Here is a 15,965-nt window from a genome sequence, read left to right on the forward strand (position 1 = left end):
CCCCTTTTAGTATTCCATTATCCAATAATAATATCTTCTTTCGGATAGTGAAAGTTTTCTTTTCTTTTTTTAACTTGAAATATATACAACATCGATAGCACTCCAATTCTTCCTGTAAACATAAGCACCATGATGATGAATTTTCCAAGCGTGGATAATTCACTTGTTATTCCCATCGATAAACCACAAGTACCAAATGCTGAAGTAATTTCAAAAATGATAGCCATTAATGAAAAGTGACTACTTTCTATACTTATTAATAAGATGATACTGGCTACGACTGTCATTGAAGCTAATGTGAAAATGAAGAAGCTTTTTGTAACATCATCTTGTTTTAATGAGCGTCTAAAAATTCTGATTTCGCTTCTGCCTAACGCATATGTAATTAACGCCAAAATAACAATCGTAAAGGTAGTTGTACGTATCCCGCCTCCTACACTAGAAGGACTAGCGCCAATGAACATCAATACAGACAAAAACATTTGAGTTGCAGCGCCAAACTCTGAAACATCCATCGTAGATAATCCGCCACTACGTACTGTTACCGAATTAAATAAGGAGAAAAATATTTTTTCATGCCAGCTCTTGTCAGCATAATATAATTCATTCTCGACAAGATAGATACCAACTGCACCTATGAATAACAATATGAAAAACATTGAAGTTGTCAGTTTAGTATACAAAGAAAAGCGGAAGTTTTTATTATTACGAGAAAAATATTCTTTAACTTCAATGAGCACTGGAAAACCGATTGCGCCTAATATTATTAATGCGATGGTTATGATTTGCACAAAATAGTCATGTGAAAAGTCCTTTAATGAATTTCCAAAAATATCAAAACCTGCATTTGTATAAGAAGAAATGGAGTGAAATAAACCATGGTAAAATGATTCTATCCAAGTATCATAGTATCCAGCAAAATGGAAATATACAGTGAAGATTAAAGTTCCAATGGCTTCGAATAACAAAACTAAACCAAGAACTATCCGAATTAATTGTACAAGTCCAGATAAGCGATTTTGATTTTGGTCAATCATAATTAGTTTTCGATAAGTTAAGCTAATATTTCTACCTAGAATCATCCATAAAAATGTTCCTAATGCCATAATTCCAATTCCACCAATTTGAAACATCAGTAATAAAACGATGGAACCAAATACACTGAAGGTTTCTGAAACATTGACAACAGTAAGTCCAGTAACACTGATACCGCTAGTGGCAGTAAATAGAGCATCAACGAATGAAAGTTGTACCCCATCTTTTAGGCTAATAGGGAGCAGCAGCAGTAAAGTTGCAACGATAATAGAAATTAAATAACCAGTTACGATAAACTGAGTTGGTGTCATTTGAGTTATTAATTTTCTAATAGACAAAATGTGATTTCCCCCAATCCGTGAGAACCATATCAAATTATTATCATACCCTATTTTTATAAGAAATTCTAACATAAATTAAAACAAGTTAATAATAATTTCTGAATTTTATCTCGGATAGGTCTTAACATAAGTTGGATTTCGTTGTAATATGAGGTATATTGTTGATTTTATAAAAAGATCGGAAAGGGGAAACCCCAGTGAATGATTTTAAACTAAAAGTGTTGGAACTTTTACAAGAAGATGCCCGCCGTGGAGCTGATGTGATAGCAACTTTATTAGGAGCAGCGGAAGGGGAAGTTTACAAAGCAATTGAAGAGATGGAAAAGGATAGTGTGATCGTGAAATACGCACCTGTGATTAATTGGAGTAAAGTGCATGATGATAAAGTTACAGGTATTATTGAAGTGCAAATTACACCTGAACGTGGTCGTGGTTTTGATACCATTGCGGAACGGATATATCGATACCCTGAAGTGAAAACGGTATATTTGATGTCTGGGGCTTATGATTTACAAATTGAAATAGAGGGTAAAACTTTAAAGGAAGTTGCATTCTTTGTTTCCAATAAGTTATCTACGATTGACTCTGTACTCTCAACGAAAACACATTTTATTTTAAAAAAATATAAACAAGATGGCATTATTTTAGAGGATCATGAAGATGATCATCGAATGCTCATTTCACCATAAGGGGTTAGAGCGGTATGTTAAAAACGAATAGATCAATGACAGAATATTTATCTCCTTTAGTAAAGGACATCCCACCATCAGGTATCCGGAAGTTTTTTGATTTAGTTTCTGGAAGGAAGGATATCATTTCTTTAGGAGTAGGAGAACCTGATTTTGTTACCCCATGGCATGTAAGAGAGGCATGTGTTTATTCACTTGAAAAAGGGAAAACAACGTATACTCAAAACGCAGGATTGCCTGAATTAAGAGAGGTTATTTCCGCATATTTATACAAACAATTTGCATTGAAATATGAACCTTCTAATGAACTTCTAATTACTGTTGGAGGCAGTGAAGCGATAGATCTGGCTCTCCGCGCCCTAATCCAACCTGGAGATGAGATTCTTATTCCAGAACCGTGTTATGTGTCTTATTCTCCAATTTCTTCTATTGTAGGAGGTAAGACGGTGGGAATAGAAACTTATGCTAAGGATGATTTTAAATTAACTGCTGAATCATTAGCAGAACAAATTACTCCACAATCTAAAGTCTTAATATTATGTTATCCAAGTAATCCAACTGGTGGAATCATGACTTATGAGGATTGGATGCCCATTGTAAATCTTGTAGAAGAGCATGACTTGATTGTAATTTCAGATGAGATTTATGCCGAGTTAACCTATGGTCAAAAACATCTTAGTTTTGCTTCTATGCCTGGAATGAAAGATCGCACGATTGTTGTTAGTGGTTTTTCCAAAGCTTTTGCAATGACGGGGTGGCGATTGGGATATGCATGTGGACATCAAGATCTCATAGCAGCGATGTTAAAAATACATCAATATACGATCATGTGTGCACCTGTAATGGCTCAACAAGCGGGAATTGAAGCATTAACGAACGGGTTGGAAGAAAAAGATCGCATGGTAGATTCTTATAACCAGCGTCGTCGTTTAGTAGTAAAAGGGTTTCGAGAAATAGGATTGGATTGCCATGAGCCTAAGGGAGCATTTTATGCATTTCCATCCATTCAATCTACTGGGTTGACCTCTGAACAATTTGCTGAGAAATTACTGGAGGAATTTAAAGTAGCAGCAGTACCTGGAAATGTATTTGGACTGGGTGGCGAAGGATTTATTCGTTGTTCCTATGCAACTTCTGTCAGTGAATTAAATGAGGCTTTGGAACGGATCGAAAAGTTTGTGAGGAAATATCAGTAATTGGATTGACCGATGGTATACTAATACATTAAATATAATATAAAAGTAATGGATAATTACTTGGTATTTAGAGTCTCTGCATAAGGCAAAGACTCTTTTTTTTATTTTATTTTTATTGATATGTTATTTTCTAACTTTGTTACAAAACTTAAGTTAATTCACCAAAAATTTCATATATAATATGTAAAATAATATACATATTTGTATATTATTAATAGAAAATAGGAGATTTTCCTATAAAATTATGGTTATTTGGGATTTAATTGGTTATATTCAAAGATTATGAATGTAAAAAATTGTTGTATGATTATGTCTAATATAAATTTCTCTCTATTGGAACTAAATTTTCTAATGATAAATCTAGTTAATTAACAAAAGGATGTGGCTTATATGAAAAAAATTCTAATGGTATGTTTATTACTTCAACGAAATACATAGAGTTGAGTGGCGATTACATTAGCTAACAACGAAGATCAATTTGATGAAACAACTCGTCACCAGCATGCAGTTGATATATTAGGAACGTTTGCTAAGATAGTAACAGCTGATGATGCGAATCAAACGATTAAAAATTAAGAAATAGTTATTAATTTTAAAACAAAGATGGGTAGTTTTCAAAGCTTACTCATCCTTGTTTATAACATATTATTTTAGATAACTGTTAGTTGAAATATTCTGAAAGAGATTGTTGACAGATATCAAAAATTAATTTGTTGTCTAAAATATCGCTTAATTCACGAGCCCTTAATAATGACTTTCTACATAACTCTTTTTCATTGAGATTCCAATGAATGGTTGCTTTATTTAAATATAAGTCTGCTAAATAATACATGCTGTAAAAACGTTTACAAAAAGAGATACCTCTTATGCAAATTTTTAGGCCTTCTCTGAATTCTTTTTCATCAACAAGTACTCTTGTATAGTTATAGTATACTCGGTTATATATTAGTTTGTTATTTAATTCTTTTTTTTCATTGATAATGGTAATGATTTTTTTATACAAAGAAATAGAAGCTTTTGGATCACCATGGTCATATAATATCATTGCTTTTGTTATAAGTATTTCGATTTCATCTTCATTATAAAATCCATTGTGATTCCTTAAGGAAAGAGCATCATCAATAAATTGGACAGCTTCATTGTATTTTTTTTGTAAATAATAAATACAAAGTCCTTTATATAAAAGAAAGTACTGTTGATGTTTAATATTTGAAAAGATTGGATTTTTCTCTTCTTTTTGAACCATTGTAAGTACAGACTCATAATCTCTACTTGTTAAATGTCTTCGGATCACGGTATAAAACTCATCAATATAATCTTGCTGTAATTCTTGATTATTCGTTAATAAATAAGAAGTATCTATTCCTAATCTTTCAGAGAACTGTTGAATAATATAACTAGAAGGTAAGCATAATCCGTTTTCAATACGGCTTAGATTAGCTTGTGTACAAATACCATCACACATTTGTTTTTGAGTTATATTCATCTTTAATCTGATCTCTCTTATTTTTTGACCAATGTTGATATATTCATTTTTCATTTTATAACCTCCAAAACAATATATGAGAGTATTAATCCATAATGAACAAATAATAGTTACAATATTTAATTAAAAGTTATTGTTAATAATTATATAATTTAGTATTTTAAAATAAAAGAGTATATAAATTTATTAATAGAAAGAGGTTCAATAATTTTTTAAAATGGTTATATATGGATATGTTGTGGCTCAGGAGGAGAGAACTTAATACATAAGAGCTTTTTTTGTGTTTTTTACATGATTATAACATTATTGTTAAATTTTAAATTGTTTAGTGTATTATATAAAAGAGGAAGGGAAAAAAGGAGGTGTTTTTGTTGAAGAGAATTTTAAAGGTATTATTTATTGCTTCAGTTATTTTCAATTTTAGTAGTTTCAATTCATATGAATTAATCAATTATGGTTACGAACTTAAAGGTGACGGTCCAAATGGTCATGTATGTTGTGGTTCAGGAGGAGGCGGTCCTGATAGTCCAAGATATGATGGTTATCTTCTCTAATAAAATATTTAAAACAACCCGAATTTTGGAGACTTTAATTAAGTCCGAGATTCGGGTTTTTGTGTGTAAAAAATTAAATTGTGCTTATAAGATCACCTCCAAATGAATAGGTTACATTGTTTTTTATTTATGAAGTATCAAAACTACATTGAAATCATAACCTAAAATTGTAAGCGTTTTCTTTTTAATTTTAACTTAAGGAGATGTTTTTATATGATTAATAAATTAACAGCAGTACCTTTGGTCCTGTCCTTAATTTTATCAATGTACATTCCTCATATAACAATAGTAAATGCTGCTGAAGGGGAGGTGGTAATTAATGAAATAGCGTGGATGGGTACAAATGTAAGTAGCAACGATGAGTGGATAGAACTATATAATAATACGAATTCACCAATTTCTTTAAATGGATGGACATTAGATGCTACTGACGGCACACCTAGTATCCAATTAAGTGGAACCATTTCTGCTAATGACTACTTTTTATTAGAACGAACAGATGATACCTCGGTTCCTGACGTAAATGCAGATCTTATATACACTGGTGCCTTAAATAATACAAATGAAATTTTACAGTTAAGAGATTCAAATAATAACGTTATTGATATAGTAGACACTTGGTATGCAGGTGATAATGAAACAAAAGCAACAATGGAGAGAATCGATTCAAATTCTGGTTCAACTGCATCCAACTGGAATACATCTAATAAGACTTATAGTGAGGGATATGGTACTCCTAATCAAGCAAACTCAGACAATAAAGTTACTGGTTGTATAACATCAGAAGAAAGATTAAATAATGTTTCTAATGAAGATGGTGCAATGAATGTTTATTTTAATAAATGTGCTTTAGAAGAAGACGCTAGTTCTCAAAATCAAGCAAATTATAACATCAATTTAGAAGATCGTTTAATTCAACGACTGAATGAAGCTACAACTACTATAGATATGGCCGCATATGAAATAAACTTACCTAAAATTGTAGATACGCTAATATTAAAAGCAGATGAAGGAGTTGATGTTCGACTTATTGCAGACTCTAAAGATGCTGATGATCCAAGCTACTCAGAACGGTTCGAGTTAATGAGATTATATGTAGAAAAAATGGTCAGAGGTCTAGACGGCGTTATTGGTACATCTGATGATATTCATATTTTCTCAGATTCACCTATGTTTATAGTGGAAGACAATTCTAAAAGAACAGAATATGGATTACCTGTTGATTATAGCGACATTCCAGAAGTCACAGTGGAAGTTGGGAATAAAGATAAAACAGGGCATTTATTTGTAAATGCTGAACAGAAAGGAGATCTTTCTTATTATTCACCAAGCACTCAAATGCACAATAAATTTGCAATTATTGATGATAAATGGGTGTTTACAGGAAGTTGGAACTTCACAGTCACAGGATTATATGGATCTGATGAGAATATGATGAATGGAATTTTGGATGGGAATCAACAGCATGTAGTTGAAATAAACAGTCCGGAACTTGCATCGATCTATGAAACTGAATTTACAGAAATGTGGGGGAGTAATACACTTATTCCTGATCCAGTGAATTCTAACTTTAATACTCGAAAAACGGATAACACGACTCACAGTATTGATATTAATGGAACCACTGTAGAAGTATATTTTTCATCTGGAGATAATGCGTTAGGACGTGTTGCAGACATTATAAAGAATGATGCTAATCATAGTACTTATTTTACTATTTTCGCATGGAGTGATCAGCAAATGTTAGATGAGCTTAAAAATAAATGGGAAGGATCATATACTGATTTAGAAGGCACATTAACTGGATTTGATGTAAAAGGTGTTTTTGATTCTAGTTTTTGGAATCTATGGTGGTCAGCGAGTGTTGATATGACAGGTAGAACATCATCACAGTCAAGTGCAGGTAACCCTAATATTCGATGGGCAAACCCTGCGCCTGTATTCCAAGGCAATGAATCAAGGAAAATTCACAGCAAAACAATGATAATAGACGTGAATACAACTAGTGATCCTACAGTTATTGTGGGCTCAACGAACTGGAGTGAAAATGGCAATAACGTGAATGATGAAAATATGTTAATTATTCATAACGATGAGATTGCAAATCAATTTTTACAAGAATTTAATGCCAGATATCAAAACGCAGTGACCCCACAAAATTAATTTTTACTTAATATTACTAACTGATCTCCTGCCTCTGTAACCAGATCTTTTTTTAAAGTTGCAAAAGTGATCTTCCCACTTTTTTTGAGAACACAAATGATGAGCTCATGAGGAGTTCTATCCTCACGTTTGATGATTTTATTTTCTTTAATTTCTATGCTTTTAAAGGTATGACCGGTCTCTATTTTACGATTTAATTCTTTGTAGGTTTCTTTTTCACCGAATAATAAGTATGATTTTACAGCTGGAGAATATAGTTGATCCAAGACATGTTCTTCAGCATTTATCGTAAGTCCCAGACAATTTTGGTGTCCAAATATCGGTACGTACATATTTCGAATTAAAGCGTTGTAAGGTACAGAATCATTTACCGCAAGAAGATATTCGTAAGAGCTCATATCAATGTCGTATTGCGTATTTTTAGACAAAATTTCACCGTAGTGAGTATCTATACCCCTGTTTTTAACTTCATCTATATTATCAAAAGCTCTATCAACAATTAATGTCGGAATACCTACTTTACGGAAAAATAACGCTAGTTCTATGGAAAACTTACTAGCCCCTGCCAATAATACACCTGGTGAATGTTTGTTTGCTAATCCTAGCTTCCTGGATAGGAATCCAATGGAAAAACCATGTGCACATACCGTAACAATAACGAGTGCAAAAGTAATTGTAGTAAAAATCTTAGCATCTGAGTAACCATCTTCAGAAAGAATTGAAGCAAAATAACCAGCAACGGTTAAAGCAACTATTCCTCTAGGCGCAATCCAGCCAATTAATGTTCTCTCTGCTAGTGATAATTCTGTACCAATAGTTGATATCCAAATTGAAGCGGGTCTAACTAAAAACAACATAATGAGTATAAAGCTAATGATGGGAAAACTAAATATTTCCATAATGGTCGTCATTGGTAATGATGCTGTTAACATAATGAAAATAGTTGACGTTAGTAATACAGATATATTTTCATTAAAATGACGAATATCGCCTAAAGAGGATATATATTTACTCTTATGTGCAATAGTCAGTCCCATTACCGTTACGGCTAGCAAACCGGTTTCATGCATAATCATTTCTGAAATACCAAAGCAAAGCAACACGTACGACAAAATAATAGGGGCCTTTAAATATTCAGGGATTTTTCCTTTTCCGATCATCATACTGATCGTAAATGCAAAAATATACCCTAATAAAGCAGCAAATATAGCCCCTATAAAGAAAGAGAATATATAACTTATGCCAATAGAATCATTGGTTATTACCTTAACAATCTGATAAGCAAATAATGCGACTAAAGCACCAAATGGATCAACGATGATACCTTCCCACTTTAATACAGCGGCAGTTCGTGGTTTTAGCTTAGCTTGTCTTAATAGTGGAATAATCACCGTTGGACCTGTGACTATGAATAATCCACCGATAACAAAAGAGATTTCCCAATTAAGCCCTACTACGTAGTGAGCGGCTAACGAACCACCAATCCACGCAAGAAACGCTCCTATAGTCACAATTCTAAGTACTGATTTAGATATACCTCTTAGTTCTCGAATATCAAGGCTAGAGCTTCCTTCAAACAGGATGAGAGCTACGGCTAAAGAAATGATTGGAACATAATAATCTCCTAATGCTTGCTCAGGATTTAATAAGCCTAAAAAGGGTCCGATCAACAAACCTGCAATAGACATAATAACAATCGCTGGTAACTGGAAACGCCACGCTAACCATTGAGAGGTAATTCCTAGTGCAATGAAGGCTACAATACCAAATAGAACTAACTGCTCCAAAGTATTCATCTCTTTTCTTTATATCAATGAGGAATGTAATATGATTTCCAAATTGATTGTTAGTGGATTATATCTAACATTATTATGTGGTACTTTATATTATTATACAATTAAAAAAAATTATAGCTATTATTAGATAAAAAAATGATAGAAAGAATATGGAGGATTAAATATTGTTTTATGATTGTTTATAGAGGATCTTTAGGATGACTCTAGAATGGTTATAGAATGAATTAATTTTAGAAAATGCGAATAATTCAAATAAAGAATAGAGAGGATTTTTATGTTTAAAAAACGTTCTTGGAAATGGATACTTCTTTCTAGTTTGATAATCGTAGGCGTTATTCTTTCTGGATTCACAATATTTGAAATGTCTAATTCAAATAAAAGTGCAAATGATCCAATTCAAAATGAAGATGAAACAGAAGTTGAGTCTATAGAAATCACACAAGAAAATATCCAGAACCATATTGATATTAATATGACTCAAGATGGAATCATTGATTTAATAGGTAGACCGACGGATAGTAGTCAAGAATCTTATAATATAAAAAAAGGTGTTTGGAGATACGATGTCATAAAGAGCGAAGGTTATATAAGAAAAACGGACTCCACTGACAGGGCTGATTTTAAGGGACTTGAAAATGGAGATATGAAGATGCAATTATTTTTATATTGGGATCATAATGGCACTATTGAAAAGGTCATCTCTTATTTTCATGAGAATGGTAACGTGATGGAATATGAACTTCTTGATGAAGTCACGATAAGAGAATTGACTGAGGACGATTATTTTAAAAAATTCATAGCTGATGATCTTGGGATTTACACACTAGATGAAGTGAAAAACATAATAAATGCGATTGGAAAGCCTGAATTATTATCCAAAGAGCTATTAGAAAGTGGAGATAAAGATAAAATCATACAGTGGTTAGTAGATTTAGAAAACTGGCAAACTGAAATATATGTAGCTTTGCTTGACAAATATATTGGAAACGATGCTAAAGTTGAAGTAATGAATCTTTTTAATCAGTATTACACTGGAAATTATTCGGAGGCAATATTTAGTTGGTACTTCATTGAAGAAGGAAATCATTATATATTTAGAGCAACTGATTTTGTTTTAGATAGTGTCTACATTAAAGGTATACAACATGACGATGACTTGATTTTTGAAATGCATCAAGACAGAGAAAATTATGAGATAGAATTAATTTCGCCTTCATTTGAATCACCAACTACATTATTGGGGGAAGGAAATTTTACACTTAACTATCTCATAGATAAAACAAATTTTCTGATTAAAACATACGACGAATAATAAAGAATTCATGATTGTTCGCATAGTATGCTGTGATAAAAATTTTTATAATTAACTTACCGTTGGTAAAAAGATAGTCTTGTTAATTTTATTCGGGAGCATGATGAAGAATGGCGTAATCAGAAGGGCCTTGAATCAATATAGGCCCTAAATCTAAGTTCCTAATCTTTACTAGCCACTGAGAGGTAATTCCTAGTGCAATGAAAGTTACAATACCAAATAGAACCAACTGCTCCAAATAAATTCATCTCTTTTCTGTATATATATTTTTCAACATACCGGGCTTATTTGAGGAAATCTGATATAATATTTCATTAATATTTCATTATTTTTTTAATCCTATGTATGCATTAATTTTTGTTTTTATAAAATTGCCCACTCGGTATTCATAAGCAACAACATTTATTAATATAATATGATCCCAAAATGATTGTTAGTGGATTATATCTAACATTATTATGTGGTATTTTCAATTTATGTACAATTAAAAAAAATTATAGTTACTATAAGATATCTAAATGATAGAAAGAATATGAAGAAGTAAATATTTTTTTATGTATTTTTATAGAGGTATTGAAGGAAAACTCAAAAATGGTATAGAATAAGTTGTAAAAAAATATACAAATTTGTATGTTTTTAATCTAAGTTCTAATTGAAGTAGATTCTATTTACAATCACATTTTATAAAAATATAATATTTATACAGTAGAAAAAGGAGGTGATTCTATTGAATCAAGTACTAGCTCTTCAACAATTGGAGATAAAGGGAAAAAGTGAAATCATAATACCAACTCTTCATGAAACTCTTACGCACACGGATATAATACGTGGTAAAAATGTAAAAGTATTGAGAAAAGAAAATTAAATTTTTGTTGAGTTAAAAGTTACATACGAAAACGTAAAGAAACGATCATAAAGATCGTTTCTTTATTAAACTTATAATTTATCCTTAACCCAAATATTATAAAAATCAGTCATTCCTTTTAATCCAAAATTGTTCCCTTGGAGAGAGCTTGAGAAAGCATACTGTTTTTTTAAATGAAACAGGAAAAGAATGAGATTTTCTCTGCGAAACCATTCTACCATTTCATTCCAGATGTTAAGACGTTCATTTATTGTTTTCCCACTAATAAATCGATCCATAAATATATCCATTTGTTGATTCTCTTGTAAAGTAAACATTTGGCGATATATGCTGTTATTGCCTAATGGTTCAATTAAATTAATTTCCAAATCATCCTTAAATACAACATCTATCATGATCAAATGAGCCTGATCTAAATACTGAAGGGTCTTATTATAGTCAAGAGGTCGTAGTTGTATAGATATGCCAATTTGATTACACCGGGACTGAATCCAAAGTGCATTCTCCCTCCATCGATTAGGATGAACGAACATCGTTAATGTTTCACCAGAATAGTCACTTTCTTTAAGTGCTTCTTGAGCTTCTGAAAGTGTATTGGATGGAAAAATTTTCTTTTTGCTATGAGCAAGTAAAAAACTGTCCGCAAGTTGAACTTCCTCTAGATTTAACTCTTCAATCATCGTATTTCGATCTAAAGCAAGGCGTATAGCTCTTCGAAATGCAGGATGTTGTTGTGGACCTAATTTTTTTGTATGAAAAATAATGAATTGTGTAATGTTCATATCCTGCGTAATTGTTTCGTCTTGCCCCTCTATTGAATCTACATTTTCAGTCATCATCTCATAAAGAAATCTACTTTTTAGTTCCTCTGGAAAACGAAAAATTTCTACTCGATCTAACCAAGCCCGTTTATTAAAATAATGATCAAAAGCTTCCATGATTAATTTTTCTTTAGAAAATGACTGTACGGAATAAGGTCCAGTTCCAATAATTTGTTGTTTCATATCCACATCATATGGAACGATAGAAGCTTTGTTTGAGCATAGAATGTTAGGAAAAAAGGGAAGAGGTCGACTGAAATGAAAAATCACAGTATGATTTCCCGATGATTCTATCTTACTCAAGTAGTGACTAAGCCAGAAAAAAACACTTTCAGTAGAATGAAAGAGACGCTGGAAAGTATAAATCACGTCTTCTGCTGTTAACAGCCTTCCGTTATGAAAGAGAACTCCTTTACGCAGATAAAAAATCCAAGACTTATCGTCTAATGAATCCCAATCAAGAACGAGATGAGGATGAATCTGTTTTTTGTTGGAATCCATCCGAAGTAATGTATCAAAAATATGACCAACAAAATGGTATTCGTATGCTGTAGAGATTTTCGCTGGATCCAACGAAATGAGATCTCTATGAATAGGAATACGTAAGATGTGCTTTATATCTTTATCCCCCTCCGTTTGAAAACCAAACCATTCTTTAAGATACTCCCCTAAGATACTGTGAATTTGTTTAGGAATGGACAACGAGTTGAGAAATTCCATCCCTACTTTGAAATCTTGTACTAATTTTCCCGATGCATACCTCTTGATCCCATCCATCAGGGAAAGTTGGAAATTGATAGTGGATCTGTTACCTCTTCCACGTCCTGAATTCCACTGGATCCAACCTTGTTCTTTTAATTGATTGAGTACCCACCTTGCATTTGGCTGACTACAATGGAGGATATCGACAATTTCACTAAGAGTAGTTTCAATATCAACACCATTTTTTTGATTTTTATAAGCTGCTCGTAAGATAAGATAATGTTCGATTAGCTTCATTTCTGCTCCCCCTAGTAGTAAAGAGATAAAGAATACTATTTCATAAAAGTGATTAAAATCATGTGAATTCTCATCATTTTTAATTATGGTGGTTATTTATACAATAATATCAGTCATCGATCAAACTATAAATACAAAACAACAAGTTATTAATTCAGCAAGAAGGGAAAAGAATTACAAGGAGCAAAGATAAGCTAGAAATGGAGGTGAAAAACTTGAAATAGGAAACGCATAACTAAGTACATACATATCAGTTATGCCAATGAATAAAAGTTATTTAAACTACTTTTTTTCTATTTTATCAAAACTACTTATTTTTGTTTTAAATCTAAATTAGGAGATGAGAATTCATGAAAAAAATTTTATCAATCATGTTTGCATTAATACTACTATTTACTTCTTTAAATCCTGGTTATGCTAAAGCACCTCCACCTGGTGACGGTGATCCCGACGATTGGTTTGAAGATCCTTATTGGAAGGATATTCCTTCTTATTCATTAGATGATCGTATTCAATCATCCGATTCTTCATGTCCAGTTGGACCAACCATAAGAGAATTTCGAGATGACATTTTATCTCAGGGTAAATTTAATTTTACAAAAATAGAAATGGACTGTTATTATGAAGATCTATTGAAAAGGAAATTGATTAAACCTGATCCGTACTTTTGGAAAGATCCAGTTGTCTTGTCCAAAAGGATTACAGAGTACAATTCCAAATCTACAACGAATAATCAATTTCTCTTCTCTGCAGCGCTGGGCCAAACTATAAGTAAAACAGTAACAATAACCAACTCAGGTAGCACTACTGTGAAGGCTGATTTCAATATTGGTGCTGAATTGTTTAAGCTTTTAAATTTATCGTTAGGTGGTAGTGTTACAGAAACGGGATCATGGTCTATAACAAATACGAAGACTGTTACGTTTCAAGGGCCTGATTCCCCAAATTCAAGAAGAGATTACTATAATGGCACAGGATATGATACCTATGAATTTACAGTAGATCATTATTATGGTTATGAAACTTATTTTAAAAATGCTAATGATGAACGTGGTTACATTCTAGTTAAAGGTGTTGCACCTTCTTACATGTATGTACCTAAACAAGTTATTTATGCAGTGGATGTTGGACCAGAAAATGCTCGCTCTAGCAAGATGATTATTCAAGAATATAGATAATATTATTCTCTCAGTAAGTATCTTGAACGTCTATTGACACAAAATTACCATCAATCATCTTTCCTACGACCAAACCCATATTCTTTGGCAAATAAAAAGAATCCATTTTGAAAAAAATTGATCAAAATGGATTCTAGATTTGAGATTGACTACTTGATTTTTATAAAAAAGTTTGATCATTATATTATCTATCTTCTCCAACAATTGCGCTCAATTGTCGAGAAGATTTTTTTAATCTTTTTGTGTTAAAGGCTCCTCAAAGAAAAAGGAAAGTTATACCAAATTAGAAGTACGGAAGATGGAAGTATCACATTATTCTTTAACTCGAAAAATCCTTTTGAAAAAATTAAAAAGATTCCCAAATTTTTTAAAAGATTCTCGATAGAAATCACTTAGATATTTGTTAACTAGAACCCGAAATAAACTAAAAAATAATGAGATTATTAGTATATATATTACGAAAAGAAACCCTAGTTTTATTATTTCCATAACTGCGTAAAACACCTCTTTTCAAATAAATCGTAGACATCCTTGCTTGTTGCTCTTTAGTCAAGAAGGGGCTATTCAATGCTTAAAAAAATCACTATTTTATTTACCGTTTTATGTATGTATTTTACAATAATTCTATCAGTAAATACTTCTGAAGAAAAGAAAGAAGCATTATCTATTGACACGATAATAACCTAAGATAATGTTGATGAAGTCCATACCTAGTTAAAGCGATATATAACTATGGTAAATAACGATATAAAGTGATTTTTAACGGGAGAACCTTCATTATTTCTTAACACATATTTACAAACATACGTTCTGAAATGTATAATTAAAATATGGTGAGCTATTTCATTATAAAAATGAAAATAATATATTTAAGGAGCTGATTTTTTTATGAGAATGCAACTATCCCCCTTATTTGATGATGAATGGAAATGGAAAAGAAGTCATTCAATTTTATGAAAAAGCATTAAATGCTGAAATTATTTCCAACAAAATTTTGGGAGAGAGGTGTGAAAACTCCGATTATCCTATACCAGCAGAAGCTAAGGATTCTGTTGGATTCGCTTTGCTTAAACTTGGAGATTCAAACCTTATGCTTTCTGATTCACATCCAGGTCAACCCCATCAAGTTGGAAATCAAGTTACAATCTGTATTAGGACTGAAAACAATGAAAAGACTAAACAAGTTTTTGAAGCATTGCAGGATAACGGGCAAGTCATTATGCCACTGCAAAAAACTCCTATTAGCCCTTTTTATGGTATTGTAACAGATAAATTTGGCGTGATGTTCCAAATCTACACTGATATTCAAAACAAAATAGAATAAAGAATGTATTAAGATAAAATATCATTTTAAACAAAAAATAGGTATGGATTTGTCTTATCCAATTATTATCAACAGGTCTTTTTTAATCATATAAAAATAGACCGTACTTTTTTATTAAAGTACTCGGTCTATCTTTAGAAAAATTTGTATTGTCGTTTTACGTGACGAAGGAAACTTTGCCTGTATACTTATAATCTATTCATTGA

General features: G+C 31.8%; 13 protein-coding genes. 9 read left to right on the plus strand and 4 right to left on the minus strand.

Annotated features, from left to right (window positions below; translation table 11 throughout):
* Positions 1-17: 17 nt before the first annotated feature.
* Complete coding sequence (locus tag EPK97_RS13220; protein WP_162037298.1) at positions 18-1,346, minus strand: TrkH family potassium uptake protein; 1,329 nt, start codon at positions 1,344-1,346, stop codon at positions 18-20.
* Positions 1,347-1,573: 227 nt separating this feature from the next.
* On the opposite strand from EPK97_RS13220, the gene EPK97_RS13225 reads away from it, so the two are divergent.
* The 3 genes from EPK97_RS13225 to EPK97_RS22230 all read left to right on the plus strand — a co-directional run bounded on the left by EPK97_RS13225 (position 1,574) and on the right by EPK97_RS22230 (position 3,837).
* A complete protein-coding gene (locus EPK97_RS13225; RefSeq protein ID WP_162037104.1) occupies positions 1,574-2,065 on the plus strand; it encodes an Lrp/AsnC ligand binding domain-containing protein in 492 nt (163 codons plus the stop codon).
* 14 nt (positions 2,066-2,079) lie between these two features.
* Positions 2,080-3,261, plus strand: a complete 1,182-nt coding sequence (locus tag EPK97_RS13230) for an aminotransferase class I/II-fold pyridoxal phosphate-dependent enzyme (RefSeq protein WP_162037105.1) — start codon at positions 2,080-2,082, stop codon at positions 3,259-3,261.
* Positions 3,262-3,705: 444 nt separating this feature from the next.
* On the plus strand, positions 3,706-3,837 hold the full coding sequence (locus EPK97_RS22230; protein ID WP_276609502.1) for a hypothetical protein: 132 nt from the start codon (positions 3,706-3,708) through the stop codon (positions 3,835-3,837).
* An 85-nt stretch (positions 3,838-3,922) separates the two neighbouring features.
* On the opposite strand, the gene EPK97_RS13235 is transcribed toward EPK97_RS22230, so the two are convergent.
* On the minus strand, positions 3,923-4,801 hold the full coding sequence (locus tag EPK97_RS13235; protein WP_162037106.1) for a helix-turn-helix domain-containing protein: 879 nt from the start codon (positions 4,799-4,801) through the stop codon (positions 3,923-3,925).
* A gap of 317 nt (positions 4,802-5,118) precedes the next feature.
* Here EPK97_RS13235 and EPK97_RS13240 point away from each other — a divergent pair, with 317 nt between their 5' ends.
* Both EPK97_RS13240 and EPK97_RS13245 read left to right on the plus strand, forming a co-directional pair.
* Positions 5,119-5,301, plus strand: coding sequence for a hypothetical protein (locus EPK97_RS13240; RefSeq protein ID WP_162037107.1), 183 nt, complete (start codon positions 5,119-5,121; stop codon positions 5,299-5,301).
* Positions 5,302-5,514: 213 nt separating this feature from the next.
* Positions 5,515-7,464: a phospholipase D-like domain-containing protein gene (locus tag EPK97_RS13245; protein ID WP_162037108.1), complete on the plus strand. Its 1,950-nt coding sequence runs from the start codon at positions 5,515-5,517 to the stop codon at positions 7,462-7,464.
* On the opposite strand, the gene EPK97_RS13250 is transcribed toward EPK97_RS13245, so the two are convergent.
* Positions 7,461-9,251, minus strand: coding sequence for a cation:proton antiporter (locus tag EPK97_RS13250; protein ID WP_162037109.1), 1,791 nt, complete (start codon positions 9,249-9,251; stop codon positions 7,461-7,463). The genes EPK97_RS13245 and EPK97_RS13250 overlap by 4 nt on opposite strands.
* A 283-nt stretch (positions 9,252-9,534) precedes the next feature.
* Between EPK97_RS13250 and EPK97_RS13255 the strand changes: the two genes are divergently transcribed.
* Entirely contained in the window at positions 9,535-10,572 is a 1,038-nt protein-coding gene (locus EPK97_RS13255) for a hypothetical protein (RefSeq protein ID WP_162037110.1), read from the plus strand.
* Between the two features lie 727 nt (positions 10,573-11,299).
* Positions 11,300-11,437: a hypothetical protein gene (locus EPK97_RS13260; RefSeq protein WP_162037111.1), complete on the plus strand. Its 138-nt coding sequence runs from the start codon at positions 11,300-11,302 to the stop codon at positions 11,435-11,437.
* 71 nt (positions 11,438-11,508) lie between these two features.
* Here EPK97_RS13260 and EPK97_RS13265 read toward each other — a convergent pair whose 3' ends face one another.
* Positions 11,509-13,257 (minus strand): ABC transporter substrate-binding protein, encoded by a 1,749-nt coding sequence (locus EPK97_RS13265; protein WP_162037112.1) that lies wholly within the window; start codon positions 13,255-13,257, stop codon positions 11,509-11,511.
* A gap of 350 nt (positions 13,258-13,607) precedes the next feature.
* On the opposite strand from EPK97_RS13265, the gene EPK97_RS13270 reads away from it, so the two are divergent.
* Both EPK97_RS13270 and EPK97_RS13275 read left to right on the plus strand, forming a co-directional pair.
* On the plus strand, positions 13,608-14,435 hold the full coding sequence (locus tag EPK97_RS13270) for a hypothetical protein (protein ID WP_162037113.1): 828 nt from the start codon (positions 13,608-13,610) through the stop codon (positions 14,433-14,435).
* A gap of 916 nt (positions 14,436-15,351) precedes the next feature.
* A complete protein-coding gene (locus EPK97_RS13275; protein WP_162037299.1) occupies positions 15,352-15,759 on the plus strand; it encodes a VOC family protein in 408 nt (135 codons plus the stop codon).
* Positions 15,760-15,965: the final 206 nt, after the last annotated feature.

The organism is Chengkuizengella sediminis, assembly GCF_010078385.1.
Classification (GTDB): domain Bacteria; phylum Bacillota; class Bacilli; order Paenibacillales; family KCTC-33759; genus Chengkuizengella; species Chengkuizengella sediminis.